The organism is Actinomadura sp. 9N215, assembly GCF_044326345.1.
Lineage (GTDB): Bacteria > Actinomycetota > Actinomycetes > Streptosporangiales > Streptosporangiaceae > Spirillospora.
In genome coordinates, this window is the sequence record NZ_JBIRBA010000033.1 from 38,393 (window position 1) to 63,960 (window position 25,568).

A 25,568-nucleotide genomic window follows, 5' to 3' on the forward strand; every position below is an offset into this window, starting at 1 on the left:
CGATCGATGTCACATAGGAGCAGGGGACATGGCGGACGACATCGAGGAGACCCTCCTCGGCGGCCCCCTGCGCTACACGCGCAAGGAGGTCGAGGCCCACGCGGGCGTCTCCGACGAGTACGCGCGCCGCATCTGGCGGGCGCTCGGCTTCCCGACGCCGCCCGACGACGAGGTCGCCTTCACCGACGGCGACGTCGCCGCGCTCCGCGAGATCAAGGACCTCCTCGGCAGTGACCTGGTCGACGAGGACATGGTCCTCCAGCTGGCCCGCGCCGTCGGCCAGACCATGGGACGGCTCGCGAGCTGGCTCGGCGACGTGTGGCTGCAGCGCCTCGGCGAACTCCCGTCCGACGAGCCCGTCACTCCCGACCTCGTCACCGCCGCCCTCGCCGCCACCGAAGAGCTCCGTCCGGCGTTCGAACGCCTGCTGCTGCACGGCTGGCGCCGCCAGCTCGCCGCCGCCGGGATGCGCGCCGCCGCGACGACGGCCGCCGCGCAGTCCGACCCCGCCGCCGGGATCGCCCACCTCGCCGCCGGTTTCGCCGACGTCGTCTCCTTCACCCGGCTGAGCCGCCGCCTCGACGGCGACGCCCTGGCCGCCTTCATCGAGCGCTTCGAGTCCACGGCCGCCGAGATCGTCGCCGAGCACGGCGGACGCGTCGTCAAGACCCTCGGGGACGAGGTGCTGTTCGTCGCGTCCGACCCCCGCTCCGCCGCCGAGATCGGCCTCCGCATCGCGGAACGCTTCAACGAGGACCCGGACTTCCCCAAGGTCCGCGTAGGCCTCGCCTACGGCGAAGTCATCCAGCGCCTGGGCGACGTCTTCGGCACGCCGGTCAATCTGGCCGCCCGCCTGACCGCCACCGCGTACCCGGGCACCGTCCTCATAGACCCCGCCCTGGCCTCCGCCCTCCCGGCCGACACCTTCGACACCACCGCCCTGCGACCCCGTCCCCTCCAGGGCCTGGGCCGCGTCCGCCCGACCGTCCTACGCCACCCCCAACACCAGCGGTGACCAGGTTGCGCTGAGTACGTGATGAGTCTCGTCGCGGCTGCCAGTCTGTATCCCCAACACACGATCAGCCGCCTTCGAGGAGAGAATCATGACCGCCACCTACACCTTCGACGTCTTCTCCAGCCTCGACGGCTTCGGCGCCGCCGGCGGCAACTGGACCGGCTACTGGGGCAAGCAGGGCCCCGAACTCCTCGACCGCCGCCTCGCCCTGTACAGCGAGGAGCAGCGGATGGTCTTCGGGGCCAACACCTACCGGGCGTTCGAGCAGATGCTGGCCACCAGCACCGACGACTCCGACGTGCGCGACCCCTGGGTCACGCGGATGCTGAACCTGCCCGCGACGGTGGTGTCGACCACGTTCGCGGGAACCTCCGTCCGGCCGGACACGACCGTCGAGCGCGGCGACGCCGTCGACGTCGTCGCCCGCCTCAAGGAGGAGTCCGACGTGCCGCTGCGCTCGCACGGCAGCCTGGCGATGAACCGGTCACTGATGGCCGCCGGCCTGGTCGACCGCGTCCAGGTGACGCTCTTCCCCGTGATCACCGGCCAGACGGGACTGGACCCGGTCTTCGAGGACGCGGCCGACTTCGACCTCGAACTGATCGAGCACCGGACCCTCGACGGCCGCACCCAGGAACTCATCTACCGCCCCACCCTGCACACCTAAGCTCATCGACGATGGAAGGAGAGAGGGACCACACGGCCCCTCTCCCGCCCCCGATCAGGTGAGGTCGTGGCCTCCTTCCTTGATCTGGCTCAGAAGGGCGCGCCATTGGGACGCGGCCATGGTCACGACGCCGCCACCGGGGTCCTTGCTGTCGCGGACGGCGGCCGCCCTCTCTCCGAAGGCGGCGCAGACCTCCACGCACTCGTTGGCCTGGTAGGAGCGGGAGCTCTTGCGCCACACGGACTGTTGAACGTGCGCATCTGTGGTTGCAGTCGACATTGAGTAGAGCCTTTTCCGTATCGCAATGGGTGATTCTTCGCTGTGCAGAGCCTCGTTGCGCCGTGGTAGGGGCACCGATTCTCTGGTGCGGGCCTTTCTGCGTCCTGGCGGACACCGGAGGGCCCCCGACTTTGCTCCGGCATTTGGCGGGGCCGGTCCCTGAGACCGGACGCGTGGCGTCCGGTTCGAGTCCAGGACAACAGGCTGATCCGCCGTCCGGCCGGGCGCTGAACGGCCTCGGCTGAATCTGGACCGATCAAAACGGACTCGGCGTCCATCGAGTCGATTCTGGACGTCCGCGGCCCGTCCCCGGCGGTAATGAGATGCCCATTTCGGAGCATCTGGCAGCGCCGTGGGCTGGGGCTTCTCTACGCTTGGACGTCTACAGACGTAAATAGACGCTCCCGGACGAAGGCAGTGACCCAGTGACAGATCCGCCCCTGCCCCCGATCCCGGGCCTGGAAACGGTGACCACGAGGGATGTGCTACGCAGCAAACTCGGCGAGTTACGTGATGTGACCGGAGTGAGCTATCAGACCATTGAAAATCGCTCGACAGAGGTCGGCGGATTTCTGAGCAGGGCGACGGCCCACGGAATGGTCAAAGGCACTGCCCGCCTCAGCCGCCGGAATGTGACCATCTTTGTTCGCGCCTGCGGCGTCGTCGACGGGACCGAGATCGAACGGTGGGCGCAGGCGTGGCTCCGGACGGCAATGCCGCAGCCTGAAGAAGAAATGCCGCAGCCTGAAGAAGAATCGTCTCCCGTCCCCGGGGCTCATTGGTGGTCGAGATCGCTCGTCGTCGCCGTGATGGTCGTGGCGGTGATCGTCGTCGTGGTGGTCGTTCCGGTCGCCTGGTCCGCATGGTCCTCGGACGCCTGCGCCGACGGGTTGGCCTGGCGTGGAGCGGAATGCGTCGGGGTGACCGACGGGACGCTCGACGGCCATGCCGAGATCTTCGGGCCCGAGCTGGAGCCGGTGATGCGGGCGATCGCGGCCGAGAACCGCCGGGTCATGGACGAGGGCGACAACTTTGTGACGGTGGCGTATCTGGGCCCGCTGGGAAAGGGGCCCTACAGCCTGCTCGACGGACGGGACGTCCACAAGCTCGAAGGCGCCTTCATCGGGCAGGTCACCGCGAACCGCGAGCAGCGCTCACCCCGGATTCGCATGGTCGTGGCGAACATGGGGAGCGACGAGAGCGCTTGGCGGTTCGCAGTCGATCAGCTGAAGGCCCGCCAGGCCCGGGAGCGGATCGTCGCGATCGCCGGGGTGGGGTTGAGCCAGCAGGAGAGCGTCGACGCCGCGCGGCGGCTGGCCGCCGAGCCGGCGATCCCGATCGTGGGCGACACCAACACCGCCGACGGGTTCGACGCCACCGGAGCGGTCGACGGCAAGGGCCGCATCCCAGGGCTGGTGCGGGTGAGCCTGAACGGCGGGGCGCAGATGGCCGCGGTCCGCAGGGAACTGGCCAAGCGGCCCGAACTCACCAGTGCCATGCTGGTCCAGGCCGAGAACACGCCCCAGGGAACACCCGACCTCTACACGGCGTCGTTGCGCGCTTCCTTTCGCGGACCCGACCTCAAGCCGTATCTCGACAAAACCGGATTCGAGTTCTTGTACGACCCGCGCGGCGGTCCAGGCGCGGCGGGCACCATCTCCGACCTGGTCTGTGCCAAGTCCACCGACATTCTTTTCTACGCGGGCCGTCAGGCGTTCCTGCCCGTCCTGCTGAAGAACCTGCGGCACAGGCCGTGCCACAGCGAGCCTCTCACCGTGGTCACCGGGTCCCAGGCCGACGGCCAGGATCGCGACGACCCCAACCTGCACGCCCCCGAAGCGCCCCTGGACATCCTGCACGTCCCGCTCGCCGACCCCGGCCGGCTCGATGACCAGGACAATCCCCACCGGGATCTGTTCGAGGACTTCATCGACAAATTCACCCGTCCCCACCACGGACAGCGGTTCCCCAGGGCTCACGTGTCGGGGTGGACGATCGTCGGCCACGACGCGATGGTGACCGCCACAACGGCGATCAACAAAGCCGGGGCCAGGACGGACTCCTCGCCCCGCCTGCCCACACCCGCCCAGGTCAGCAATCAGCTGTCGCTGTTCCAGGGGCCCAATGTCGTCCGCGGCGCCGGCGGCGTCTTCAACATCGACCCCACCACCGGCAACCGGATCAACAGCCGGCCGTCTCCCGAGGCCGTCTGGCTCGGCGGCCCTCGATAGCTCTCTCGGCGGGACGCGGCCGACCCCTTAATGTCGGAGGTCACGGACACGCCGTGCTGTGGCTCGGCGACAGGAAACGGAGCACTCTGCCATGACATCGCTGCCACCTAATCCGACACTGAAGCCGCTTGAACCGCTGATCGGAGAATGGACGGTCCGTGTTCCCGCGTTCGGGGAGGGGGAGGCCCCGGTGACGTTCGGCTGGCTTGAGGGCGGTGCCTTTCTGCGCATTCACTCGGTGCCGCCGACGCCTGTCCCGACCGCGACGCAACTCGTCAGCCGGGACGACTCGTCCGACACTTACACCGTCCTCTATTACGACTCGCGTGGCGTGTCCCGCGTCTACCTGATGACGTTCAGCGACGGTCTGTGGAAGATGTGGCGCGATGCGCCCGGCTTCGACCAGCGGTTCTCCGGGACGCTCAGTGACGACGGCCGCACCATCGAGGCCAGCTGGGAGAAGTCGCTCGACAACGCGACCTGGGAACACGACTTCGACCTCGTCTACACGAAGGGCGAGTGAACGGTCAGCCCTCCGCGCGCACCGAAAGGGCGTGGTGGAAGACGTTGCGCGGGTCGTACTTCGCCTTGATCTGCTGGAGCCGCGGATAGTTATCGCGGAAATACAGGGCGTGCCAGGGGGCGCCGCGGTTCCAGGCCGGGTCGGCGAGATCGGTGTCGGGGTAATTGATGAAAGCGCCGTCGCCGGGCGCGGGGACGCCGCCGGTGTCGGCGAACAAGTCGCGGTAGAGCTCCCGCATCCAGGTGATGTGCTTGGCGTCGTCCTTCGGGTCCTCCCAGCCGTTGACGAAGAACAGCTTCATGATCGTGTCCCGGTGCGGGGCGGCGGTCGCGTCCGCGGCGACCGTGTTGACCTGGCCGCCGAAGGTGTAGAGGCTCAGGCTGCCGCCCGGATGGTCGTAGTCGGACCTGGTCAGCTGGTGGTGCAGGACGTCGATCTGCCGGTCGGTAAGGCGGCGGCGCAAATATCCGGACTTCACCTTCAGCCGGTACAGAGGGCCGGGGTCGCCGGGCGAGCCCTCCAGCGCGGCGGCGAGCCAGGGCCGGTTCCTCACCTGGCGGGACGGCGTCGCCGGGACGCCCTCGTTGATCGCGGCCAGGTGCTCGTCCAGCAGCCGCTCGGCGTCGCCGGACGCGGCCGCCACCTGTCCGATCATGCCGAGCTGCCCGAGCGGGCGGCGGTTGAGCTGGAGCTCGCTGTACAGCTTCGTCGACGGGGACCCGGGGGAGCTGTTGCGCTCCACCCACGCGCCGTGGTTGCGGACGAGACGCGCGAACGCGTCCTGGGTGGGGAAGTCCCGCCAGTCCCACGTGATCGTGAAGCTCAGCACGGTTGGCGGTGGGGCGGGCAGGAGGCGGGACGGGTCGTCGCCGCGTGCGCCGGGCGTCCGGAACCAGTAGCGGGTGACGATGCCGAAGGTGCCTGAGCCGCCGCCGGTGTGCGCCCACCACAGGTCACGGTTCGGGTCGGACTGCTCCCTCGTGGCGATTACGCTGCGTGCTCGTCCGCGGTGATCCACGACGACGGCTTCGACGGCGTAGAGGTGGTCGACGGCCAGGCCCATCATCCGCGAGAGCGGCCCGAAACCGCCGCCCGGGACATGCCCTCCGGCGCCCACGTCCGGGCACCATCCCGCCGGGACCGTCACGCCCCACCCCAGGTAGAGCCTGCGGTACGCCTCCCCCAGCGACGACCCTGCCTCGACGGCGAAGGCGCGGCGGGAAGGGTCGTGGTAGACGGCGGTCATGGCGCTCATGTCGACGACGACCTGCACGGCGGGATCGCCGACGAAATCCTCGAATCCGTGGGCGCCGCTGCGGACCGTGACCCGCCTGCCGGTGTCGACCGCCTCCTGCACGGCGCGGACGACATGTTCGGTGGTCCCGGCGACCCACACATGCTCGGGCGTGCCGACGAACCGCCGGTTGTAGCCCCGGTAGGCCAGCGACGGGTAGCGCGGGTCGTCTCGTCCGACCTTGGCGGGCCCGGGAGGCGGCGGCCAGCCGGAAGGACGCGAACCCGCCCCGCCCGGGGCCGCCGAGGCCGGGTTCGCCCCGACCACGGGGACGGCAAGGCTCGCCGCCGTCACCGCCAGGCCGCCTCGCAGCACATTCCTTCTGGTCTTCTCCGCCATGCCCGCTCCTCAGTTCGGATGATCTTCAACCTAGGAGCGGCCACGGCGAAGGGCAGTAGGCCCAGCACCACCACCGCGGTAGGCCTACACCCTGAACCCCCGCAAGCGGCAACGGCGGTCGTCCGGGTTCAGGCGGCTTTGTGGACGGCCGGGCGCAGGTGGGCGTAGGCCCAGGCCGCGAGCGGGGTGGGAGTCGTGGTCACCAGGTCGCGCGGCTGCTCGGGGACCAGGTCGCGCGTCCCTGCGGACATGCCGACGACGCCCTCCACGGCGCCCGGACTCAGCCCGGCTGAGGTCAGCGCGGCCCGGACGTCGTCCTCGCCGACGACGTCCAGCCGGACCGGCCGGTCCAGCACCTCGGTGAGCAGGGCCGCGACCTGCTCGAAGGAGAGGTCCTCCGGCCCGTGGACGGCCTGTACCTCGTGGCCCTTCCAGCCGTCGTTGAGCAGCCGCGCGGCGACGACGTCGCCGATGTCGCGCGGATCGACCCACGGCATGGGCGCGTCCGGCCGGAACGGCGTGGTGAGGACGCCGCGGGCCAGGCCGTCCAGGTCCATCAGCAGGTTGGTGAAGAAGTAGGCGCAGCGCAGGTGGAGCGTGTCGGCGCCGGTGGCGTCGAGCCGCTCCTCGATCCGGGCCAGCGCGTCGATGTGACCGGCTCCGTGGCGCTTCTCTGCGCCGACGCTGCTCAGCAGGACGACGCGTGGGACGTCGCCTGCCTGGGCGGCTTCGACCAACGGGTCCGCCGTCCGGTCGGAGGTCTCGATCGGGTCGTCGGACGTGTGCGGAGTCGGATCGACCCAGAAGACCGCGCGCGCTCCGGACATCGCCTCGCGGACGAACGCGGCGTCCGTCATGTCGCCCTGCCGGACGTCGACGCGCTCACGGGTCGCCGCGTCCAGCCGCGCCGGATCGCGAACCAGCACCCGCGGACAAACACCGGCCTGCAACAGCAACCGGACCACGCGGGATCCGACCTGCCCGGTCGGTGTGGTGACGACGATCGTCATAGGTGCCCCCTTTGTGTTCGTTCTGCTTCCCAGAAGCTACGAACCAATGCGGACAGGACGTGACCGCGTTCGAGGCCATTGCCGAAACAATGCCGACCCGCGCAACTACCAAACCCCAAGCCCAGCCGAATAGCGCCCCGTCCGGTTTACTCGGTCGGGTGGGCGTCGAGCCAGGTCGTCGCTCTGCGGCGCGAGGCCTGGGACAGCCAGGCGTCCTGGACGATCTCCGTCAGCTCCCGCAGTGTCAGCTCACCGATCCGGCTCGCGCGCAGCAGCACCGACCGATGGCCGTCGAAATGCGGTGTCGTGAAGAACGGCGACGATCGATCCTGGACCAGCGCCTGCTTGTCGGACTCGGACGGCACCCATAACACGATCACGTCCGGGTAGCGCTCGCCGGTCTCGGGATCGACCGCGTCGGGACGCGGAGTGCGGAAGAACACGAACGACTTGCCGCCGACCTGGTAGACGGGGTTCTCGCCCTTCCCGTGCTCGACCGTCACATGAGGCATCCCCAGCGCCAGTTCGTGGACGTCCTCGACCCGGGCAGGGCGCTCCTCCGCAGACATGCCCGCAGCGTAACCGCCACACCACCGAGCCCACCAAACTCGCCGCCCGGCGGCGAGGCGACCAGACGGCCAGGCGGGCAGACGGCCAGGCGGGCAGACGGCCAGGCGGGCAGACGGCCAGGCGGGCAGGCGGACAGGCGACCAGGCGACTAGGCGGCCAGGCGACCAGGCGGGCAGGCGGGCAGGCGGGCAGGCGGAACGAAAACCCGCGCCCGCAAGGAAACCAAGTCCCTCCAGGCGTGAGCGAACCAGCCTGCTGCGACCGATCACGGACGGGCGGGCTCCGGGCCCGGCGCCGCCAGTTCCCAGTCGAGCTCCCACACGCGTACGGTTCCGTCCGAGCCCGCGGACAGGACGTGACGGGAATCGGGGGTCACGCACGCGGAGTGGACGCTACCGATGTGGCCGGCCAAGGTTCGCAGGCAGCGCCCCATGGACACCTCCCACAGCCGGACTTTGCTGTCGAAGGTCCCCGCGGCCGCCCCGGTCGCCCCGGTCGCCCCGGTCGCCCCGGTCGCCGTGAGCGTACGAGCTCCTGCGGATCGTTCCGGCAGGAGGGGCAGACGATGACGCCCTCACGGCCCCGGTCGGCACGTTCGACGTCGCGGCCGCAGTGGGTGCGGGCCTCCCGGTCAACGCTCACGGCGCCGCCTCCCCGGGAGAGGCGTACTCCTAGCCCCACTTCTAGGGAGAAAAAGCGGGGTCTTCTGCGGGCTACAGATTCCCCGCGTCACTGGGCCATGTCGACGAAACGGCTGTAGTGGCCCTGGAACGCGACGGTGACCGTCGCCGTGGGCCCGTTGCGGTGCTTGGCCACGATCAGGTCGGCCTCGCCCGCGCGCGGCGACTCCTTCTCGTAGGCGTCCTCCCGATGCAGCAAGATCACCATGTCCGCGTCCTGCTCAATGCTGTTATGAAGGGAGATTCCATTCGCCAAGAAATTGTGGAGGCCCAGCACAGTGGCATCGTAGACTTCCTGTTCTCCGATGCTCTCGACTCCGACGATCTCGTCCCAGAAAACGTCGTTGGTGCACAGCATCTCCAGTTCAACGCTGCCCAGTGCCGCCGCTACCCGACCAAGTCGCTCACGGCTGGGTGCGCGCTTCCAAAGAGCGCTGCCACAGAACTCGGTCCCAATCGCGACAGAGAATTCACGATGCGTCATTTGCCGCTCCGCGAGGATAGCTCGAACGTCATCCCACACTTCGCGAGGAACGGTGTCACGATTAGTGTTCGACTGGATGCCACGGAGGTTCTCAGCTGCGACCACCGCAGTGGTTCCGCGCGCCCCGTGCACACCGACCGATGCAAAGAATGCAAGCTGGTTCTCGGCACCGTAGAGATGGAGCTGATATCCAGGACGATAGGCCCCTTTCGTAACGGTCTTGACGCGCGAAAGGAGGCCGAACCGTAGAAGCAATTTGGAAATGTCGTCCACGAGCCGCCGACTGGTGGAGGCATAGTAGACATTGCACCGACCCCTAGTTGCATCCCAGTGCACGCAGCCATCTGTCGCCCAAATGTGCCTGAGAAAAAGCGCCACTTGCTCCTTGGGCAGGCTGAACACCGACGGCGGCACGAATTTTTCGTGCGAACGGAGCCCGAAGAGTCCGAGATCGTCAAGCCATTCGGCAACCGGGTTCCGGCGACCATGCGTGAGTCGATAAGGTGCCGGTAGTCGCAGAGTGGTGACGCGAGCGGCAGTGTGCTCATCCCGCACAGCGGTGACGCCGAAATGCTCAGCCGCTTCGGTGACGACCTGAAGGCACGCCTCGTCCACACTGGCATAACGGATCGGCTGGCGTTTGACGAAGGACCCGTCACCGATGAGGTGAGCCAGAAGGATCACGCGGGCCTCCGGCCACGGGCTGGGCTCCAGCGGTGGTGGCACATGCCTGGACGCGGCGACACGCGAGCCGGGAGGCAATTCGCCAAGCGGCTTCCAGCCCCCATAGGTGAGAAACGGATGATTGGCCGTCGCCTCGATCTCCCGGCCTGAGGCCAGCCTCACGCGGAAGACCTCCTTACGTCCACTGGAGAAGGCGTGCGTCATGGTTCGCGGCACATACTTCAAGCGCTCATCGAGGGCCCACACAGGAAGATCACGTACGCCACTCGCCACGAGCTCGCCTATCGTGACTTCCTCGTTGGTGTCCGCGCGCATGATCCGGGTAGCGGCCGTGACGCACCCCGATTCGCGTAGATCGGACACCATGGGCTTCTTGTCCGTTCGCTGCTCAGGACCTCGGTTGAGCTGCGACAACGCGATGACCGGGACGCCCAGCTCCTTGGCCAGCAGCTTCAGCGAACGGGAGAACTCCGAGACCTCTACCTGGCGGCTCTCGACGCGCTTCCCCGACGTCATCAGCTGCAGATAGTCGACGATCACCAGGCGGAGGTCGTGTTGCTGCTTGAGCCGACGGCATTTGGCGCGGATCTCCATCATCGACATGTTGGGCGAATCGTCGATGAAAAGCGGCGCCTCGGCGACCTCGCTCATCCGCCGCGCCAACCGCGTCCAGTCCTCGTCCTGCATGGTGCCAGACCGCATCGCGTGCAGCGCCACCCGCGCCTCCGCGGACAGCAGCCGCATCGTGATCTCGTTCCGCCCCATCTCCAGGCTGAAGAACGCCGCGGTCAAACCATGCTTGATTGCGGCAGCTCGGGCAAAATCGAGAGCAAGCGTACTTTTACCCATGGCAGGTCGGGCGGCGACCACGATCATCTGGCCGGGGTGGAGGCCGTTGGTGAGGGCGTCGAGGTCGGCGAAGCCGGTGGGGCAGCCGACCATCTGGCCGCCGCGGCTGCCGATCGCCTCGATCTCGTCCAGGGCGCCGGGCATGATCTCGCTGAGGGCGATGTAGTCCTCACCGGCGCGCTTCTCGGCGATGGCGAAGACCTCGGCCTGGGCGCGGTCGAGGACCTCGTCGGCGTCCGCGCCGTCGGCGGCGTAGCCCATCTGGACGATGCGGGTGCCCGTCTCGACCAGCCGCCGCAGGATCGCCCGCTCGTGGACGATCTTGGCGTAGTACCCGGCGTTGGCCGCCGTCGGCACCAGGGAGATCAGGGTGTGCAGGTAGGGGGCTCCGCCGATGCGGCCGATCTCGCCGTTCTTGGTGAGCTCGCCCGCGACGGTGACGGCGTCGGCGGGGTCGCCGCGGCCGTAGAGGTCAAGGATGGTGTCGTAGACGATCTGGTGCGCCGGACGGTAGAAGTCGGGCGTCCGCAGGAGCTCGACGACCTCGGCGATGGCGTCCTGGGAGAGCAGCATGCCGCCGAGGACGCCCTGCTCCGCGGAGATGTCATGCGGCGGGGTGCGCTCGAACTCGGGTTCTGGAGGTCCAATCTCGGCCACGCTCACCGTCGCACCCCCTTCATCTCGGTCGCCGGCGGCCCCGTCCGCCCCATGGCCGACCGTTCATCTCACGTCTACCTGAAGCGTCCGACATTCTCCCGAGCCCACGCGGGCGGGAGCAAAGCATCCTGTGGACGAGCCTGTGGACCACCTGTGCAGACACGCCGATTCCGTTGTGCACGACCTGTGGACAACTTTGTGGATTCACCGTGGACGACGCACACAACAGCCCGCTGAACTGCGAAAACATCATCCACCGGGTGTGCGGGAAAGAAAGTTCGCCCGGAAGTGAGATGTAAGGCGTGAAGTTTTTATGTGAGTTACATGCTGGTACCCTCGACGCGGTGTCCACTCCCCGGCGGCTCGCGACCGCGCACGACCGCGAGATCCTGCGCCTCGCCGTGCCTGCCTTCGGCGCGCTCGTCGCCGAACCCCTCTTCCTCCTGTCGGACTCGGCGATCGTCGGGCACCTCGGCACCGCGCCGCTCGGCGGCCTCGGAGTCGCAGGGCAGGCCCTGAACACGCTCGTCTACCTGTGCATCTTCCTCGCGTACGGGACGACGGCCGGGGTCGCGCGACAGGTCGGCGCCGGGAACCTGGGCGCCGCCGTCCGGCAGGGCATCGACGGCATGTGGCTCGCGCTCGCCATCGGGACCGCGCTGATCGTGGTCGGCTGGCCCCTCGTCCCCGGCGTCGTCGACGCGTTCGGCGCGTCCCCCGCCGTCGCCCCGTACGCCGAGACCTACCTGAAGGTCAGCCTCTTCGGGATCCCGGGGATGCTGCTTGTCCTCGCCGGGACCGGTGTGCTGCGCGGCCTCCAGGACACGCGCACACCGCTCCTCGTGTCGATCGGCGGGTTCTCGATGAACCTGCTGCTCAACGTGCTGTTCGTGATCGTCCTGGACGGGGGGATCGCCGGTTCGGCCTGGGGCACCGTGCTCGCCCAGACGGCCAGCGCCGCCGTCTACGTCGCCGTCGTGCTACGGGCGGCCCGCCGCCACGGGGCCCCGGTTCGTCCCGACCTGGACGGGTTGCGGACGTCCGCCACGGCGGGCCTCGGGCTCCTCGTCCGGACGGCGGCGCTGCGCGTCGTCCTGATCGCCGGAACGTCGATCGCGGCACGGATGGGCGACGAGGAGATCGCCGCCTACCAGGTCGGATTCCAGGTGTGGATGCTCCTCGTCTTCGCCCTCGACGCCATCGCGATCGCCGGGCAGGCGATCACCGGGCGCTACCTCGGCGCGTCCGACCTCGCGGGCACGCGTGCCGTCACGCGCCGGATGGTGTGGTGGGGCGTCGTCTGCGGCGTGGTCTTCGGCCTGGCGATCCTCGTCGTCAGGCCGTTGCTGCCCGGCCTGTTCACGTCGGACGACGGCGTCCGTGACCTGCTGCTCGCGTCGCTGCTCCTCATCGCGCTGATGCAGCCGGTCGCGGGCGTGGTGTTCGTCCTGGACGGAATCCTGATCGGCGCGGGCGACGGCACCTACCTCGCCGCGACGACCCTGATCGCCACCGCCGTCTTCCTGCCCGCCGCGATCGTCCTCTACCGGACGGACGCGGGACTGACCGGCCTCTGGGCGGCGATCGCCCTGTGGATGCTGACCCGGATGCTCACGCTGGGGCTCCGCGCCCGCGGCGACCGCTGGATGGTGACGGGCGCCGTCCGCTGACGACCTTCGCTCAATTCCGCGAACCGCACCCGCACCGGCCGCCACACTCGCTACTATTCGAACATGTGTTCCACGCACGGCGAGCGGATGGCCCGGCTGACGCAGGCGATCGACGACCTGGCGGCGGAGGGCCTGGCCGGTCTGCCCCCGGAAACCCTGGTGGAGCGGGTTGCGGGCATCTGGTCGCTCGTCGAGGGCATCGACCCCGAGATCGCCCGCCGCCGCACCCGCTACACCACCCCCGAAACCTGACCCCCCACAACCCAACAGCACCGTGCCCGAACGGCCCAACACCCCACCCCCACACCCCAGCGGCGCCGTACCCGGACGCCCCGACACCCGACCCCAACAACCCAGCGGCGCCGTGTCCAAGCGGCCTGACACCCCACCCCCAACCCGGCGGCGCCGTTTCCGGACGGCCCAACACTCCGCCCCCACACCCCAACGGCACCGTTTCCGGACGGCCTGACACCCATCCTCATGACAGGGCGGCGCCATGTCCGAGTGGCCTGGTGGGACACCGCTATGCGCAGGCCACGGTCGAGATCCGGGGTCGGGTCGTCGGGACGTCGGGTCAAGTCCGGCCGTCGGTCAGGTCAGGTCGTCGGGTCGGGTCAGGTCGTCGTCAGGTCGGGGCGTCGGGTCAGGTCAGGTCGTCCAGGGGCGGGAGGATGGGCAGGAGCCCGTCTCCGGTGGCGTTCTCGGGCGGGCCCGAACCCCCGTCGAGGCGTTCCGCCACGGCGCGGCGGAGGGCGGGCAGGCGGGCGTACAGGACGTCGCCGGGGCAGGCGGTCTTGTTGAAGTCGCGGTGCCCCACGATGGCCTTGGACGGCTCCAGGTCGTACGACTGGCAGAGCCAGACGCACACCTCCACCAGCGAATCCCACAGGCGGCGCGGGACAGCCTTCTTCGTGTACGTGCCCTCGTTCTCGATCCCGATGGTGTGCTCGTTGTGGTGCAGGACCTGGGCGCCGACGGCGAGGTCACCGGCCCGGATGGCGCTGAGGCTCCTGTTCCGTCCCTCCATCACGATGCCGCCGCGGCTGATGGTGAGCTGCTGGCCCGCGTCGTCCCAGCGGTTCTTGTTCATGTGGAAGTCCTGGATGAACCGGGACAGCGCGAAGGCGTGGGCGAGCGAACGGTCGGTGGCGTTCGCCGTGGCCGTGTGGTGCACGATGATGTGGTCGGGACGGCGGTCGAGCACCTTGGCTGGACGGCGCGGCGGGCGCGCGTTCCATTGCTCGCGGGTGTACACGCGTGGAGCGTCCGCCGTGAAGAGCACGCCCTCGCCGGCGCCCGGACGTTCACCCGGCCCGGCGGGAAGATCGTCCGCCATGGCCCCATTCTGGACGGGAGACGCCACGGACAGCATCTCCAGCAGACCGGCCCCCACCACGCCGCCGATGACCGACCGGCGCGTGACCGGTGAACCGTCGCGTTCCCGGGCGTCCGCGCCCTCCTCCGAATGCGCGTTCAACACCGTCCCCCTTCATCCCGCGATGTTCTAGTTACGGAACGTAGTTGGACCGTTGCACATCGGCCAAGCACAGGGCGGTTCACGGACGTTTCACATGAAACGCGGAAATAGCACGAACGGCCCCGCGCCCACCCAGGGTGGACGCGGGGCCGTTCTGCGGACGGTCTGTTCTGCGGACGGTCTGTCAGGCCTCGACGACGTTGACGTCGATCGTGGCGTTGACGTCGCTGTGCAGGCGAACGCTGACGCGGTGCGTGCCGACCGTCTTGATCGGGTTGCCGATCTCGATGCGGCGGCGGTCCAGGTCGGGGCCGTCGGCGGCGCGGACCGCCTCGGCGATGTCGGCGGCCGTCACGGCGCCGAACAGGCGGCCGCCGCTGCCGGTGCGGGTGCGCAGCGTCACCCGCAGCGCCTTGAGCTGGCCGGCGACCTCCCTGGCGTGCTCGACGGTCGCGATCTCGCGGGCCGACCGCGCCTTCTTGATCGACTCGATCTCCTTCTCGGCGCCCCGGGTCCACCTGATGGCGAACCCGCGGGGGACGAGGTAGTTGCGGCCGTAGCCGTCGCGGACCTCGATGACGTCACCGGGCTCGCCGAGCCCGGAGACCTGCTGGGTCAGGATGAGCTTCATGATCTTTCCCCCTGGCTCAGCGCGCCGTGCTGGTGTACGGCAGCAGCGCCATCTCGCGGGCGTTCTTGATCGCCGTGGCGACGTCCCGCTGGTGCTGGGTGCAGTTGCCGGTCACCCGCCGGGCACGGATCTTGCCGCGGTCGGAGATGAACTTCCGCAGCAGCCCGGTGTCCTTGTAGTCGACGTAGGAGATCTTCTCCTGGCAGAAAACGCAAACCTTCTTCTTCGGCTTGCGGGGAGGTGGCTTCGCCATCGTGGTGCTCCTTTGGGAGAGCCCCGCTCACGCGGGAATGGACGTTGTCATTGATCTTGCTGGTCGTGCATGGAGCGGTGAACCTGATCGTGCGTGGAGCGGTGAACGCTCCGAAGGCCCGGCCCGCCGGAACGACCGACCGGAACGACCGACCGAAGGGCCAACCGGAACCGGACGACCGAACCGGACGACCGGAACGGACGACCGGAACGGCTGGGCGGTTAGAAGGGCGGGTCGTCGGAGAATCCGCCGCCGCCTCCGCCGCCACCGCCGCCGGTGGCCCAGGGGTCGTCGGCCGGGGCGCCGCCCCCGCCCTGCTGGCCGCCGCCACCGCCACCGCCGAAGCCGCCGCTCGGTTGGCCGCCGCCACCGAAACCGCCGCCGCCACCCTGGCCGCCGCCACCGCCGCCACCGAAGTTGCCGCCGCCCTGCCGCTGGGTCTTGTTGACCTTGGCGGTGGCGTTGCGCAGCGACGGGCCGACCTCGTCGACCTCGATCTCGAAGACGGTGCGCTTCTCACCTTCGCGGGTCTCGTACGACCGCTGCTTGAGGCGGCCCTGCACGATCACCCGCATGCCGCGCTGCAGGGTCTCGGCCACGTTCTCAGCGGCCTGCCTCCAGACGTTGCAGGTCAGGAAGAGCGCCTCGCCGTCCTTCCAGTCGTTCGACTGGCGGTCGAAGAACCGCGGGGTCGAGGCGATGCGGAAGGACGCGACCGCCTGGCCGCTCGGGGTGAAACGGAGGTTCGGGTCCTCGACGAGGTTCCCGACGATGGTGATTACGGTGTCGCCTGCCATGGGGCTCGCTCCGGCTGCTGTGAGGGCCTGGGGCCTGACGCTGGGCGCCTGGCTCAGTGGACCTCGGGGCGGATGACCTTCGTGCGGAGGATCGACTCGCTCAGGTTGAGCTGCCGGTCGAGCTCCTTGACCGTGGCAGGCTCGGCCGACAGGTCGATCACCGCGTAGATGCCTTCGGACTTCTTCTGGATGTCGTACGCCAGGCGCCGGCGGCCCCAGACGTCGACCTTCTCCACGCTGCCGCCGCCATCTTTGACGACCTGCAGGAACGGGTCGAGCGCGGTGTTGGCGGTGCGCTCGTCGACGGCGGGGTCGAGAATGGCCATGAGTTCGTAACGACGCATGCTGTGTCCCTACCTCCTCTGGACTGATGCGGTCACGGTCTCTCCGTGACAGGAGGGCTGTTGCGTCCCTCGCGGCTGCGCCGGAACCCGGATCGCCGGGCGCGCCCGCCGCGAGACCGATACAGGCTACCAACAGTCGGGCAGCACAAGAGCCGGTTCCCCGTGCAGAACACCAGCCCAGCGAACACCTGCGCACCGCCCTCCCCGCGCTACCGCCCCTCCAGAACCGCAGGAGACACCCGCACCACCTCCATGCGGGCCCCGGAAACACACGGGGCGATGAGGCAGGGGAGCCGGGACGTCGCACTGGGCACGGGGCACTGGGCGCTGTGGGTGCGAACGGCTTGCGCTATGAGGGCGTGTGCTGGGGTCGGTTCAGCGTCTTGCTCTCGGGACCGTCCTGGCGCAGCGGCGCCGCTCCAGCTCCGCCATGATGTCGGCCATGCGGGCGCGCATGCGGGCGGTCTGGGTCGTCAGGAGCGACAGCTCCTCCACGAGCTCCGCCTCACCGACGAGCCCGAACTCCGATTTCGTCACGATGGTGCACCTCCTGCTCTCCCCCGCTTCCCTCGGGGGCCGAACCGAGCCGGTGTTCTCGAATCCATGTTCGACAGTACCGCCTTCGGCCGACATTTCCGCGCGCCTCCGCCGGTTGATCTTCGGCACCGCTGGGAACTTCTAAGGACGTGGTCCGTCCGGTCCCGCGCGCACCCTGAGCCCCGGCGCGGGAGACCTGACCTGGAGGAGGATCCCGATGCCCCAGGAGGCAGCAGGCACGAAGCGGCAGGCCGTCGCCGCACAGGCCGAATCGCACCGGCTCCAGGACGTTCTCGCCGTCGCCGCCGTCACGATCGGGCTCGCCGCCCTCGTCCTCGGCTGGATCCCGGCAACCCACTTCGCCGGCGCCGTCGCCGGAGTGATCGGCCTGCCCCTCGCGCTGTACTCCCAGCTGATCTCCGCGACGACGAACGAACGGTGGCTGAACGTCATCGGCATGGTGGCCTCGTTCATGGGCGCCGCCTTCGCCCTGAGCAACGGCGGCTTCTCGCTCTAACCCTCCGACCCTCTGACCCCTCGGCCCCCGCTGGGACGTGTTCCGGGACGCTCCCCAGGCTGTCGTAGGGCGGGGCTAGGCTCGGAGGCATGCGTATCGGAGCCCACGTCGACCAGACCAACCCGCTCGACAACGCCCGCGCGATCGGCGCCGACGTCGTCCAGTTCTTCCTGGGCGACCCGCAGGGGTGGAAGAAACCCGTCCTGCCTGAGGGCGTCGAGGCGCTGACGGGCTCCGGGGTGGACGTCTACGTGCACGCCCCGTACACGATCAATGTTGCGACGTCCAACAACAGGATCCGCATCCCCAGCCGTAAGAACCTCACGCAGCAGTTGGAGGCGGCGGCGTCGATCGGCGCCAAGGCGCTGATCGTCCACGGCGGGCATGTGCTGAGGGACGACGACCCCGAGCTGGGTTTCGAGAACTGGCGCAAGGTGTTCGAGAGGATCGAATGCCCGATCCCGGTCTACATCGAGAACACCGCCGGCGGCGGTAACGCCATGGCGCGCAAGTTCGACCGGATCGCCAGGCTGTGGGAGGTGCTGTCCGGGGTTCCCGGGCTGGAGTCCAAGCTCGGTTTCTGCCTGGACACCTGCCACGCGCATGCCGCGGGCGAGGAACTCGTGGACGCCGTCGACCGCATCAAGGCCATAACCGGCCGCATCGATCTGGTGCACTGCAACGACAGCCGCGACACGTTCGGTTCCGGCGCCGACCGGCACGCCAATCTCGGCAGCGGCACCATCGACACGGAGCTGATCCTGGCCGTGGTGAGGGCCGCGGACGCTCCGGTCGTGGTGGAGACACCCGCGGAGGGACACGCCGACGACATCTCCTGGCTGCGCTCCAAGGTCTGACGTCCGCACAAGAAGGCCGGCCGACCCGGCGATATCACGCCCGCACGCCGCGGTCGAGGGAGCCGAAAGCGCAGCCGGACGATGGGAAGGTCGAACGGCGAGATCGCCGCCGGACGACGGAGCACGAGCAGCTAGATCACGCTGGACAGCAGGAACCCCGAGCGGCGAGATCACCACTGGACATGGGAACCCGAGCGCCGAAATCGCGGCCAGGCAACGGGGAAGGGCGAGCGGCGAGATCGCGACCGGACGACGGAAAGGGCGAGCGCCGAGATCACGGCCGGACGACGGAGCGCGAGCGGCGAGATCGCGGCCGGATTGTGGGAACCCCGGAGCCGAGATCACGGTGGTCAACGGGAACCCGGGCGGCGAGATCGCGGTGGGACGGCGGGAACCCGAGCGGCGAGATCGACATCTAAAACGGCGTAGGACCAGCATGGCGACAAAATCCGAAGGTCGCGTCACACTGGCATAATCCGGAACCCCAGCCCTCAGCGCACGCGCGTTCTCTCCGGCGGCGGGCGCGCGAACCGATCGGGAAGCACATGGCACAGCCCCCTTACGATCCTTACGGCTACGGGTCCCAGGACCCTTACGCCCAGCAGTACTCCCAGCCCCCGTCCGTCCAGCACCACTACTACGGCGGCGGACCGCCGGTCGTACCGCGCAACAACGGCATGGCCGTGGCCTCGATGGTGCTGGGCATTATCGGTGTGGTGACCTGCGGCGCTGTGGTCTTCTCCATCGGCGGGATCATCTTCGGGCACGTCGCGCAGAGCCAGATCAAGCGGACCGGAGAGGGCGGCAGCGGCATGGCCGTCACCGGGCTGATCCTCGGGTACATCTTCGCCGTGATCGGGCTGCTCTACTGGATCGTCGTCGTGGGGATCTACGGGGCGGCGCTGTGGAGCCTCAACCAGGAACCGTCCACCTACTGATCCTTCACGCCGCCCCACCGGGGGCGGCCGCTCAGGCGAGGCGGGGGACGCCTGCCACTTCTACGCCCACGCTCGACATCAGCACGGTCATGGGGGTGGGGGTGTCCCGCCACGCTTTCACCGCGCTGGCGAACATGTCCAGGATGGCGCGGAACGACTGCTGGTCGGTGTCGGCCAGTTCGGCCCACGACTCGTACAGCACCAGATAGCCGTTCTTCGCGGGAGCCCACGAAAGGTCGGCCAGGGAGTCGCCTAGGGCGTCCCAGTCGGCGGCCGGTCCTTCGGGCAGATCGAAGACGCCGGCGCACAGCCGCAGGAACGAGGCGCTGTCGCGGGCGCGGCGGCCGTCGAGATGGAATCCACGCCAGCCGGCCTCCTCCGCACGTCCGGTCCAGCTCGTGTCGCCGACCGCGCTCGGCACCGGAGGCGTCCGCCATTGGTAGACGCCCGGCTTCAGGCGTCCGGCGAGCAGCTCTTGCAGTGCTTGGTTCGCGTCCACGTCATCTCCCAGCAGTTCCTGTGCCCCGTCCTACATCCAACCCGCATGCACCCGACCCGCATGCCCACCGCCCGCGCCCGGACGACCGACGAGCACCCCGCCCAGCCCCGTCCGTGCGGCTCGTCCGTGCGGCTCGTCCGTCCGGCTCGTCCGTCCGGCTCGTCCGTCCGGCTCGTCCGTCCGGCTCGTCCGTCCGGCTCGTCCGTCCGGCTCGTCCGTTCAGCTCGTCCGTTCAGCTCGTCCGTTCAGCTCGTCCGTTCAGCTCGTCCGTTCAGCTCGTCCGTTCAGCTCGTCCGTTCAGCTCGGTCCGTGCGGCCCGTCCGTGCGGCTCGGTCCGCTCCGGGCCGGTTCGTGCGGCCGGTCGGTCCGGGCCTGGGGTCCGGCGCCAGGCAGGGCAGGCCCGCTTGGGTCTGGCCCGCGTGCGCCTGGCTCCGCTTGAGCGGCCTGCGCATGCGGTCCACGCCGGTGTGGCCTGCGTGCTCGCCGCGGGTGCGGCGTGCGTGTGGGCCGTCACCGTGCGGCACGCTGCGCCTGGCCAGCTTGTATGCGGCCCGCGCGTGCGTGCTGCCCTTGCCCGTGCGGTCTGCGTGCTTGCCGTGCGCTGCGTGCGGTCCGTGTGCGTGCGGTCCGGGGCGTTCTGGTCCACCGGCACGATCGTCCCCGGCGCATCGCCCACAGAATCTCTCGATATGGGCAGATTCCGGCCATGCCGTCCCGGCGATCGGGTGGCGTGTGCGTCCGAGATCGTCGCACAGCGTCCGCGGCTGGACGCTTAGCGACGCGCTGACCTGCGTTGATCGAGGTGAGGCGGGCCCGGGCTTGACAGTCCGCACACCTGCGATCTAATCTCTCGATTTAGGAGATGCTCATAGAGAGAGCTACTCTTCGAGCGAGGCAGTTGCCCGATTCCGAGAGGAACACAGAGATGAACGCCACGCACACGCCCATCACCGCCGAGGCCGTCACCCGCGTCCAGGCCCACTACGAGAACGTCAAGAAGCTCGGCCACTGGACGTCCGACCGCCGCTTCGAGGTGCGCGCCCGCCGCGGGATGGCCGTCCTCGACCTGCGCTCCCCGCAGATCCCGGACGGTGACATCGACGTCGAGGTCGACCTCGACCACGCCATGGTCAAGCTGCTCGTCCCACAGGACGCCCACATCGACCACTGGGACCTGCGCTACACCGGCCGCGGCCGCGTCAAGGACTGGACGGGCGAGAACGGCGAAGGCCGCCGGATCCGCGTCACCGGCGAGATCCGGCACGGCGAGATCCGCGTCCACCGGGGCGGCGTCGCCACCCTTTCCGCGATGTTCTCCCGCGAGTTCGTCCAGGACGTGCGCCGCGCCCGCCGCGAAGGCACCGAACCCACGGTCGCCGACCCCGCCCGCAGTTCCTGACACGCCCTTCTGAAATGGTGCACGACCCCGGCGGTCGTGCACCATTTCTGGACGTCAGGCCGCCATTCGCAGCGTCCCGCCAGCCTGCGCCACGCGTCCGCCCGGACTCACGCCCCGCCTGCGTCCAGGCCCCGCCTGCGTCCACCCGCGTTCACGCCTGTCTCCGTCCACCCACGTTCACGCCCGATCTCCGTCCACTCGCGTCCATGCCTCGCGTGCGTCCACTCGCGTTCGCGCCCCGTCTCCGTCCACCCCCGCTCACGGCCCGTCTCCGTCCACCCCCGCTCACGCCCCGTCTGCGTTCGCCCGCGTTCGCGCGCCGTCTGCGTTCGCGCGCGTTTGTGTCTCGCGTGCGTTTGCTCGCGTTCGCGCCTTGCTTGCGTTTACTCGCGTGTATTTCTTGCTTGCGTCCGGTCGCGTTCGCGAATGTTTGCGAGTCGGTCGGGGGTGAGGAGGGTGCTCAGGAGGGTGAGGGCCTCGTCGCGGACGGTCGGCAGGTCGTTCTCGATGCCGTGGAGGATGTCGGTCGCCGGGTCGGCGAGTTCCCAGAAGCGCAGCTTGCCCTCCAGGCGCGCGTCGAGCGGACGGCCCCGGTGCTCCTGAAGCCGTTCGATGAACGGACGGTTCGTCTCGGGCCAGAGGAAGCACAGGTCGTAGTCGGGATCGCCGATCTGCGCGTCGCCGAAGTCGATCAGGCCCGTGATGCGCGTTCCGGTGATCAGGAGATGGTCCAGGCTGATGTCGGCGTGGATCAGAGAGGGACGGCCGTCGAAGTTCCCGTCGTCGGCGAGGTAGCGCTCGTAGGCGGCGATCAGGAGCCGCGCCTGGTCCGGTGGCAGCAGCGGGGCGACCTCGGCGCGGACGAGCTGAAGGTCCTCGGTGAAGTCGGCGCGCGGATCCACCTCGGGGACGCCGAGCTCGCGTGCACGTTTCACGGGAAACGAATGGATCGCCTCGATCAGGTCCGCGATCTGGCGGACGGGCTCCGGCTCGTCCAGAAGGCCGCGCGCATGCCAGTCGTCCTCGGACAGCGACTCCCCGGGCACGATGGGATAGCAGCAGAACTCCCCCGGTCCGAGCGGGGTCGGGGCGGTGAACGCGAACCGGGGGATCGGGACGTCGAGCAGCCCGGCGAGTTCGGGCAGCAGCCGGGCCTCGCACGCGATGCCGTCCGCGCCGTCCTCGCCGCGCGGGAAGCGGAGCACGTAGGCCTGCCGGTCCGCCTCAAGGAGCAGCGCCACGCTCTCGAACCCGGCGCCGAGCGGACGCAGCGGGCACGGCGCGAGGTCGGGCCGGACGCCCGCGATGGCCGCGCGCACCTTCGGCTCCCACCCGTCCGGCAGGACGACGTTTCTGGTCATCTAGGCACTCCCGTCAACGATTCATGATGGAACCCGGTTGAGTCTCTAGTCACTGGAGCCTTCATGGTGGACGGCATGGACGGCGACACCCTGTACACGATCGGGGAACTGGCGCGGCGTACCGGCCTCCCGGTGCGGACGATCCGGTTCTACTCCGACGAGGGCGTGGTGCCGCCGTCCGGCCGTACCGCGGCCGGCTACCGGCTGTACGACACGGCGGCCGCCGCGCGCCTCGACCTGGTGCGGACGCTGCGCGACCTCGGCATCGACCTCGGGACGGTCCGGCGGCTGCTGGACCACGAGATCGGCGTCGGCGACGTCGCGACAGCGCACGCGGGGGCGCTGGACGTGCAGATCCGGACGCTGCGGCTGCGCCGGGCCGTGCTGCGGGCGGTCGCGAAACGCGGATCCAGTCCAGAGGAGATCGAACTCATGCACAAGCTCGCCCGGTTGTCCGACGAGGAACGGCGGCGCATCATCACCGATTTCATCGACGAGTCGTTCGCCGGGCTCGACCTGAACCCCGACTTCGCGGCGAAGATGCGGTCCGCGCTGCCGGAACTGCCCGACGACCCCGAACCCGAGCAGGTGGACGCGTGGGTGGAGCTCGCCGAGCTGGTCGGCGATCCCGGCTTCCGCGCGGCGGTGCGGCGGATGGCCGAGGCGCAGGCGGCCGACATCTCGGGAGGCTCCTACCCGGACGACCCGGTCCGCCTCGCCGAACTGACGCGGGAGAAGGTCGACCAGGCCATCGCGGACGGCGTCGCACCGGATACGGACGCGGCCCGTCCCATCGTGGACGACCTGGCGGGCGCCTACGCGGACGCGTCCCAGACCACCGACGGCGCCGAGTTCAGGCGCGACCTGCTGGCGCGCATGGAGACCGGCACCGACCGCCGCGCGGAACGGTACTGGCAGTTGCTCGCCATCATCAACGGCTGGCCCGTCCCGCCGACGCTGACGCCGCTGTTCGAGTGGTTCATCGAAGCACTACGCGCCAGCAAAACCACCGGCACCAGCGAAACCAACGGCGCCCACAACGCAAACGGCACGAACGAAGCCAACGGCACGAGCTAGGACAACGGCGCCCACGACGCAAACGGCACGGGGCAAACTCAGCGGCACGAACGAAACCAACGGTGTCGACGACGGCAGCGGCACGAGCGAACCCAACGGCACGAGCGAACCCAACGGCACGGACGGAGCCAGCGGGGTCGGCGACGGCGGCGGAACCGACGGCGCGAGGGGCGGGGGCGCGGGCGCGTGGCCTGGGGGCGTCGTCGTTTGGTGCTAGGACGGTACTGGGACGCTGGTGTGGCGGGCGCCGCGCCAGCGTCTCAGCGAGATCAGGTCGTCCGCGCCGTCGAGGACGCCGCCGGCGGGGTCGTCCGCGCCGTCCGCCCGCACGAGGTCGCCGGACGGACGCAGCACGTCCAGCACCACCATGGCCGCCAGCGCCAGGACGGTCACGAACCGCGCGAGCAACGCCAGTTGGTAGACGTCCTGGCTGATGCCGCCCTCGGGTGCGTCCAGGCTGAGCACCGCCGACACCGTGTCCGAGAGGTCCGCGCCCGGGGTCTGCGCGGACACCGACAGCAGGAACCACCAGATGCCGAAGAAGTAGACGATCTCGCCCGCCTGCCAGACCACGAACGCGGGGAGCTTCGGACGCGCCAGCACGGCGAGCGGCAGCAGCCATAGCACGTACTGCGGCGACCAGACCTTGTTCGGCAGCATGAACGCGACCAGCACGAGGAACATCAGCTGCGGCAGGCGCGGACGGCGCGGCGCCGTGAACGCGAGCACCGCGATGCCGGCGGCGAGGACGAGGAATGTCCCCGTGCCGAGGAGGTTGAGCGTGCCCGTCTCGGACGTGGCCTTCTCCAGCCCGTGGTCCCGCAGGTAGAAGAAGATGGAGCCCCAGTCGACGCCGCGTTCCTGGCTGAAGGTGTAGAACTCCTTCCAGCCGTCCCACGCGAAGATCATCACGGGCAAGTTGACCAGCAGCCACGCGCCCGCGGTCCCGGCGAGCATCCGTCCGAGGGCGCGCCATTGGCCTGCGCGCACGCACAGCAGGACCAGCGGGCCGATGAGGAGCAGCGGGTAGAACTTCGCCGCGATCGCGAGGCCGAGCAGCGCGCCCGCGAGGGTCGGGCGGCGCGCGGACCACGCGGCGAGGGCCAGCGCGGACAGCGCCACGGCCAGCAGGTCCCAGTTGATGTACGCGGTGAGCAGCAGGGCCGGGGACAGTGCCACCATCAGGCCGGTCCGCAGCGTACGCCGTCCGGCCACGTACGCGGTGGCGAGGACGGCGACGACCGCCAGTGCGGCGAGGAGCAGGACGGTGACGTTGTAGAACGCCATTCCGCGTTCGTCCACGCCGAACGGCTTCACCAGCCACGCGACGAGCTGCATGAAGCCGCCGCTCAGCACCGGGTACTCGACGTAGTGGATGTCGGAGCCGGTGAACGAGTCGAAGTACGGGACCTTGCCGTCGTTCAACCCGCGCACGTAGTAGAGCGGATAGATGTCGGTGTAGCAGGCGTTCGTCGTCGTCTTGATGAAGTCGAAATTCGACGACGCGCACGGCCGTTTCTGCGCCCAGCCCAGGACGCACGCCAGGGCCGTGAGACCCGTCAGGACGGGGGCCAGCCGCGCCAGCCGGCCGGGGTCGTCCACCTCGTCGTTATCGCTTCCGGCGGCGGGCATCCCAAGCCTTTCAGAAGACGACGCCATGGACAGCAAGACTATTGGTCATCAAGCCCACCCCGCGCCCGCGAACGGCAGCGGGTCGTCGGCAGCGGAACAGCCCGCAACCGCCAGCAGGGTGTCGGCAGCGGCACGACCTGCAAGCGCCAGCAGGGTGTCAGGAAGGAACAGCCCGCACCCGCCGCGCAGTGTCGAAAGCGGAGCAACCCGCAGCCGCCCGGAGGGTGTCAGAAGCGGAACGGCCCGCAACCGCCCAGCGGGGGTCGAAAGCGGAACAGCCCGCAACCGCCCAGCGGG

Annotated in this window: 26 protein-coding genes; 11 read left to right on the forward strand and 15 right to left on the reverse strand. The window is 69.4% G+C overall.

All coding sequences use genetic code 11. The annotated features are described in order from the left end of the window. Positions 1-28: 28 nt before the first annotated feature. Positions 29-1,015, forward strand: coding sequence for an adenylate/guanylate cyclase domain-containing protein (locus tag ACH34T_RS37745; protein WP_396025787.1), 987 nt, complete (start codon positions 29-31; stop codon positions 1,013-1,015). An 88-nt stretch (positions 1,016-1,103) separates the two neighbouring features. Further along, positions 1,104-1,682, forward strand: a complete 579-nt coding sequence (locus tag ACH34T_RS37750) for a dihydrofolate reductase family protein (RefSeq protein WP_396025788.1) — start codon at positions 1,104-1,106, stop codon at positions 1,680-1,682. 54 nt (positions 1,683-1,736) lie between these two features. Here ACH34T_RS37750 and ACH34T_RS37755 read toward each other — a convergent pair whose 3' ends face one another. After that, on the reverse strand, positions 1,737-1,922 hold the full coding sequence (locus ACH34T_RS37755) for a DUF397 domain-containing protein (RefSeq protein ID WP_396025789.1): 186 nt from the start codon (positions 1,920-1,922) through the stop codon (positions 1,737-1,739). A gap of 671 nt (positions 1,923-2,593) precedes the next feature. Here ACH34T_RS37755 and ACH34T_RS37760 point away from each other — a divergent pair. Further along, positions 2,594-4,192, forward strand: coding sequence for a hypothetical protein (locus ACH34T_RS37760; RefSeq protein ID WP_396025790.1), 1,599 nt, complete (start codon positions 2,594-2,596; stop codon positions 4,190-4,192). 190 nt (positions 4,193-4,382) lie between these two features. Then, the gene (locus tag ACH34T_RS37765; protein ID WP_396025791.1) at positions 4,383-4,715 is read left to right on the forward strand and encodes a hypothetical protein; all 333 of its coding nucleotides are present in this window, start codon (positions 4,383-4,385) and stop codon (positions 4,713-4,715) included. A 4-nt stretch (positions 4,716-4,719) separates the two neighbouring features. Here ACH34T_RS37765 and ACH34T_RS37770 read toward each other — a convergent pair whose 3' ends face one another. From ACH34T_RS37770 to ACH34T_RS37790, 5 genes are all read right to left on the reverse strand, one after another. Continuing rightward, a complete protein-coding gene (locus ACH34T_RS37770; protein WP_396025792.1) occupies positions 4,720-6,348 on the reverse strand; it encodes an FAD-binding oxidoreductase in 1,629 nt (542 codons plus the stop codon). A gap of 128 nt (positions 6,349-6,476) precedes the next feature. Then, the gene (locus tag ACH34T_RS37775) at positions 6,477-7,358 is read right to left on the reverse strand and encodes an NAD(P)H-binding protein (RefSeq protein ID WP_396025793.1); all 882 of its coding nucleotides are present in this window, start codon (positions 7,356-7,358) and stop codon (positions 6,477-6,479) included. 146 nt (positions 7,359-7,504) lie between these two features. Further along, positions 7,505-7,927 (reverse strand): MmcQ/YjbR family DNA-binding protein, encoded by a 423-nt coding sequence (locus ACH34T_RS37780; RefSeq protein WP_396025794.1) that lies wholly within the window; start codon positions 7,925-7,927, stop codon positions 7,505-7,507. 266 nt (positions 7,928-8,193) lie between these two features. Then, a complete protein-coding gene (locus ACH34T_RS37785) occupies positions 8,194-8,361 on the reverse strand; it encodes a hypothetical protein (RefSeq protein ID WP_396025795.1) in 168 nt (55 codons plus the stop codon). Between the two features lie 296 nt (positions 8,362-8,657). After that, positions 8,658-11,288, reverse strand: a complete 2,631-nt coding sequence (locus tag ACH34T_RS37790) for a replicative DNA helicase (RefSeq protein WP_396025796.1) — start codon at positions 11,286-11,288, stop codon at positions 8,658-8,660. Between the two features lie 338 nt (positions 11,289-11,626). Between ACH34T_RS37790 and ACH34T_RS37795 the strand changes: the two genes are divergently transcribed. Both ACH34T_RS37795 and ACH34T_RS37800 read left to right on the forward strand, forming a co-directional pair. Then, positions 11,627-12,952, forward strand: a complete 1,326-nt coding sequence (locus tag ACH34T_RS37795; RefSeq protein ID WP_396025797.1) for an MATE family efflux transporter — start codon at positions 11,627-11,629, stop codon at positions 12,950-12,952. Between the two features lie 63 nt (positions 12,953-13,015). Next, positions 13,016-13,204, forward strand: coding sequence for a hypothetical protein (locus ACH34T_RS37800; protein ID WP_052357975.1), 189 nt, complete (start codon positions 13,016-13,018; stop codon positions 13,202-13,204). 391 nt (positions 13,205-13,595) lie between these two features. On the opposite strand, the gene ACH34T_RS37805 is transcribed toward ACH34T_RS37800, so the two are convergent. The 6 genes from ACH34T_RS37805 to ACH34T_RS37830 form a co-directional block, all read right to left on the reverse strand. Next, the gene (locus tag ACH34T_RS37805) at positions 13,596-14,429 is read right to left on the reverse strand and encodes a peptidoglycan recognition family protein (protein WP_396025798.1); all 834 of its coding nucleotides are present in this window, start codon (positions 14,427-14,429) and stop codon (positions 13,596-13,598) included. Between the two features lie 184 nt (positions 14,430-14,613). Beyond that, complete coding sequence (rplI, locus tag ACH34T_RS37810) at positions 14,614-15,060, reverse strand: 50S ribosomal protein L9 (RefSeq protein ID WP_396025799.1); 447 nt, start codon at positions 15,058-15,060, stop codon at positions 14,614-14,616. A gap of 16 nt (positions 15,061-15,076) precedes the next feature. Beyond that, positions 15,077-15,313, reverse strand: coding sequence for a 30S ribosomal protein S18 (rpsR, locus tag ACH34T_RS37815; RefSeq protein WP_019631633.1), 237 nt, complete (start codon positions 15,311-15,313; stop codon positions 15,077-15,079). Positions 15,314-15,534: 221 nt separating this feature from the next. Continuing rightward, positions 15,535-16,110 (reverse strand): single-stranded DNA-binding protein, encoded by a 576-nt coding sequence (locus tag ACH34T_RS37820; protein WP_396025800.1) that lies wholly within the window; start codon positions 16,108-16,110, stop codon positions 15,535-15,537. A 53-nt stretch (positions 16,111-16,163) separates the two neighbouring features. Next, positions 16,164-16,454: a 30S ribosomal protein S6 gene (gene rpsF / locus ACH34T_RS37825; protein ID WP_396025801.1), complete on the reverse strand. Its 291-nt coding sequence runs from the start codon at positions 16,452-16,454 to the stop codon at positions 16,164-16,166. A 375-nt stretch (positions 16,455-16,829) separates the two neighbouring features. After that, complete coding sequence (locus ACH34T_RS37830; RefSeq protein ID WP_396025802.1) at positions 16,830-16,991, reverse strand: hypothetical protein; 162 nt, start codon at positions 16,989-16,991, stop codon at positions 16,830-16,832. Positions 16,992-17,208: 217 nt separating this feature from the next. Between ACH34T_RS37830 and ACH34T_RS37835 the strand changes: the two genes are divergently transcribed. From ACH34T_RS37835 to ACH34T_RS37845, 3 genes are all read left to right on the forward strand, one after another. Continuing rightward, positions 17,209-17,508: a hypothetical protein gene (locus ACH34T_RS37835; RefSeq protein WP_396025803.1), complete on the forward strand. Its 300-nt coding sequence runs from the start codon at positions 17,209-17,211 to the stop codon at positions 17,506-17,508. Positions 17,509-17,597: 89 nt separating this feature from the next. After that, entirely contained in the window at positions 17,598-18,365 is a 768-nt protein-coding gene (locus ACH34T_RS37840) for a deoxyribonuclease IV (RefSeq protein WP_396025804.1), read from the forward strand. Between the two features lie 545 nt (positions 18,366-18,910). After that, the gene (locus ACH34T_RS37845; protein ID WP_396025805.1) at positions 18,911-19,303 is read left to right on the forward strand and encodes a DUF4190 domain-containing protein; all 393 of its coding nucleotides are present in this window, start codon (positions 18,911-18,913) and stop codon (positions 19,301-19,303) included. 31 nt (positions 19,304-19,334) lie between these two features. Here the strand turns inward: ACH34T_RS37845 and ACH34T_RS37850 are convergent, their stop codons facing one another. Then, positions 19,335-19,802 (reverse strand): barstar family protein, encoded by a 468-nt coding sequence (locus ACH34T_RS37850; protein ID WP_396025806.1) that lies wholly within the window; start codon positions 19,800-19,802, stop codon positions 19,335-19,337. Positions 19,803-20,727: 925 nt separating this feature from the next. On the opposite strand from ACH34T_RS37850, the gene ACH34T_RS37855 reads away from it, so the two are divergent. Next, the gene (locus ACH34T_RS37855) at positions 20,728-21,201 is read left to right on the forward strand and encodes a hypothetical protein (protein ID WP_396025807.1); all 474 of its coding nucleotides are present in this window, start codon (positions 20,728-20,730) and stop codon (positions 21,199-21,201) included. A 383-nt stretch (positions 21,202-21,584) separates the two neighbouring features. Here the strand turns inward: ACH34T_RS37855 and ACH34T_RS37860 are convergent, their stop codons facing one another. Continuing rightward, on the reverse strand, positions 21,585-22,562 hold the full coding sequence (locus ACH34T_RS37860) for a phosphotransferase family protein (protein WP_396025808.1): 978 nt from the start codon (positions 22,560-22,562) through the stop codon (positions 21,585-21,587). Positions 22,563-22,625: 63 nt separating this feature from the next. Here ACH34T_RS37860 and ACH34T_RS37865 point away from each other — a divergent pair, with 63 nt between their 5' ends. Beyond that, complete coding sequence (locus ACH34T_RS37865) at positions 22,626-23,639, forward strand: MerR family transcriptional regulator (RefSeq protein ID WP_396025809.1); 1,014 nt, start codon at positions 22,626-22,628, stop codon at positions 23,637-23,639. A 213-nt stretch (positions 23,640-23,852) separates the two neighbouring features. On the opposite strand, the gene ACH34T_RS37870 is transcribed toward ACH34T_RS37865, so the two are convergent. Further along, positions 23,853-25,271, reverse strand: a complete 1,419-nt coding sequence (locus ACH34T_RS37870; RefSeq protein WP_396025810.1) for a glycosyltransferase family 87 protein — start codon at positions 25,269-25,271, stop codon at positions 23,853-23,855. Positions 25,272-25,568: the final 297 nt, after the last annotated feature.

Excerpts from the sequence above, each read along its gene's own strand:
- ACH34T_RS37775 (WP_396025793.1), bottom strand. The coding sequence starts at position 7,358 with ATGACGATCGTCGTCACCACACCGACCGGGCAGGTCGGATCCCGCGTG.
- ACH34T_RS37745 (WP_396025787.1), top strand. The coding sequence starts at position 29 with ATGGCGGACGACATCGAGGAGACCCTCCTCGGCGGCCCCCTGCGCTAC.
- ACH34T_RS37770 (WP_396025792.1), bottom strand. The coding sequence starts at position 6,348 with ATGGCGGAGAAGACCAGAAGGAATGTGCTGCGAGGCGGCCTGGCGGTG.
- ACH34T_RS37820 (WP_396025800.1), bottom strand. The coding sequence starts at position 16,110 with ATGGCAGGCGACACCGTAATCACCATCGTCGGGAACCTCGTCGAGGAC.
- ACH34T_RS37840 (WP_396025804.1), top strand. The coding sequence starts at position 17,598 with ATGCGTATCGGAGCCCACGTCGACCAGACCAACCCGCTCGACAACGCC.
- rpsR (WP_019631633.1), bottom strand. The coding sequence starts at position 15,313 with ATGGCGAAGCCACCTCCCCGCAAGCCGAAGAAGAAGGTTTGCGTTTTC.
- ACH34T_RS37845 (WP_396025805.1), top strand. The coding sequence starts at position 18,911 with ATGGCACAGCCCCCTTACGATCCTTACGGCTACGGGTCCCAGGACCCT.
- rpsF (WP_396025801.1), bottom strand. The coding sequence starts at position 16,454 with ATGCGTCGTTACGAACTCATGGCCATTCTCGACCCCGCCGTCGACGAG.
- ACH34T_RS37785 (WP_396025795.1), bottom strand. The coding sequence starts at position 8,361 with ATGGGGCGCTGCCTGCGAACCTTGGCCGGCCACATCGGTAGCGTCCAC.
- ACH34T_RS37835 (WP_396025803.1), top strand. The coding sequence starts at position 17,209 with ATGCCCCAGGAGGCAGCAGGCACGAAGCGGCAGGCCGTCGCCGCACAG.
- ACH34T_RS37855 (WP_396025807.1), top strand. The coding sequence starts at position 20,728 with ATGAACGCCACGCACACGCCCATCACCGCCGAGGCCGTCACCCGCGTC.
- ACH34T_RS37865 (WP_396025809.1), top strand. The coding sequence starts at position 22,626 with ATGGTGGACGGCATGGACGGCGACACCCTGTACACGATCGGGGAACTG.
- ACH34T_RS37860 (WP_396025808.1), bottom strand. The coding sequence starts at position 22,562 with ATGACCAGAAACGTCGTCCTGCCGGACGGGTGGGAGCCGAAGGTGCGC.
- ACH34T_RS37870 (WP_396025810.1), bottom strand. The coding sequence starts at position 25,271 with ATGCCCGCCGCCGGAAGCGATAACGACGAGGTGGACGACCCCGGCCGG.
- ACH34T_RS37750 (WP_396025788.1), top strand. The coding sequence starts at position 1,104 with ATGACCGCCACCTACACCTTCGACGTCTTCTCCAGCCTCGACGGCTTC.
- rplI (WP_396025799.1), bottom strand. The coding sequence starts at position 15,060 with ATGAAGCTCATCCTGACCCAGCAGGTCTCCGGGCTCGGCGAGCCCGGT.
- ACH34T_RS37800 (WP_052357975.1), top strand. The coding sequence starts at position 13,016 with ATGTGTTCCACGCACGGCGAGCGGATGGCCCGGCTGACGCAGGCGATC.
- ACH34T_RS37780 (WP_396025794.1), bottom strand. The coding sequence starts at position 7,927 with ATGTCTGCGGAGGAGCGCCCTGCCCGGGTCGAGGACGTCCACGAACTG.